The following is a 1,566-nucleotide window of genomic DNA, read 5'->3' on the forward strand; positions in this document are numbered from 1 at the left end:
CCCGACATACCGAACTGGCGCATGCCCAGACACGCTCCACGCAAGAATGGGGGCAATGTCACTGCACGTCACTCGGCCGACCATTTCGCAGCTTCGTGCGCTCGCTGAGGCTTCGGCCGCAGACGAGTTGACGTACTCGCCAGTCGGCATCACCACGGGGAGCACCGCCCCACCCGGCTATCGATACGGACACTGGTCCCGCGATCTCGGGAACGGTCGTCCAGTTTTTGAACGTGCCTCCGAGGTGCTTGGCGACTGGCGCATGCAAACAACGTCAGGGCTGATCGTCGCTCACCCGGGACCACCAACTGTCGGGACCGTTGTTGCCATGGCTGCACCGTTGCCGGTCGGCTACATCGATGTGGTGTGTCGCGTCGTCGCCGTGGACGATCAGAACGATCGATTTGGGTTCACGTACGGAACGCTGCAGGTGCACCCCGAACAAGGCGAGGAGTCCTTCGCGATCGCCATCGCGCCCGACGGGACCGTCACGGTCGAGATCACCGCGGTGTCACGCTCGCGGCACCCGCTGGCTCGGGCGGTCCCCCCGGTCGCTCGACGACTCCAACACATCGCGACCAATCGGTATCTCGACGCCATGCAGTCGCTCGCCGCCGAGTAGCGAGCAGGTGCTGCGGGAACGGCGTTGAGCAAGGTCGAGCACCAGGAGTGAAGGCCGCGTCGTCAGTTTCAACGCCGGCGCCGACGAGGTGATGTAGCCTCACCCAAATGGTGTTCAGCTAATGGAGCGCGTTCTGGACCGAGGCCCAAAAGCCAAAGGTCGTGGGCACGATTCGGAGCGGGCGCCGCCCACTCCTGAGCAGAAGATCTCCGGGCCTGCGATGAAGCAGCGGAGCGAGCCTCTTGCTCCTGAGTCGGGCATCACGATTGGCGGTGCGATCGCGCAAGCCAAGCTCGCGGTGGGGCCGTCGAACGACCCCTACGAATGTGAAGCCGATCTCGTTGCTGCGCGGGTGGTGCGGTTGCTTCAGAGCGAAGCGTCAAGTCCTGGGCTTGCGGAGACCGAAGTCGGCCCTCGCGTGCAGCGCAGCTCAGCTGTCGAAGCCGGCGGTGACCGGGCTGGTGGTGACACGGCCAGCCGGGTCCGGCTTGCCGATGCGCGGCCGGCGCCGAGCCGCACTGCGAGCCGCATCAGTCGTGTTCAGCGGAGTGCAGTGGTCGGGGCGCAGGGCGGCGATCTCGACGACGACACCGCTCGGATGCTGCAGAGGTCGCGGTCGGGTGGTGCGCCGTTGCCCGAACCGGCCAGGTCGAAGATGGAGGGGGCGTTCGGTGCCGATTTCAGCGGTGTACGGGTGCACGCCGGGCCGACGTCGACCGAATTGAACAATCGGATCCAGGCCAAGGCGTTCACGACGGGCAGCGACATCTTTTTTCGCGATGGGGTGCCCGATGCGACCACCGGCAGCGGCCAAGAACTCCTCGCCCACGAGCTCACCCACACCATCCAGCAGGGCGCCGCCGGCCGGGTCAGTCGTTCGACCGGACCAATCCAACGAGACGTCACGCTGGAAGTGGATTCGGGTGGCGGTGGTGATGGTGGCG

2 protein-coding genes are annotated in these 1,566 nt (G+C 65.9%); both read left to right on the forward strand.

Going from position 1 to position 1,566, the window contains the following annotated elements; genetic code table 11:
* The coding region (locus tag ACH2EI_RS10065) for a DUF1990 family protein (RefSeq protein WP_395159904.1) at nucleotides 1–622 on the forward strand (622 nt) is incomplete at its 5' end.
* Nucleotides 623–743: 121 nt separating this feature from the next.
* On the forward strand, nucleotides 744–1,566 hold an 823-nt coding region (locus ACH2EI_RS10070), incomplete at its 3' end, for a DUF4157 domain-containing protein (RefSeq protein ID WP_395159906.1).

The organism is Ilumatobacter sp. (assembly GCF_041688325.1).
Lineage (GTDB): Bacteria > Actinomycetota > Acidimicrobiia > Acidimicrobiales > Ilumatobacteraceae > Ilumatobacter_A.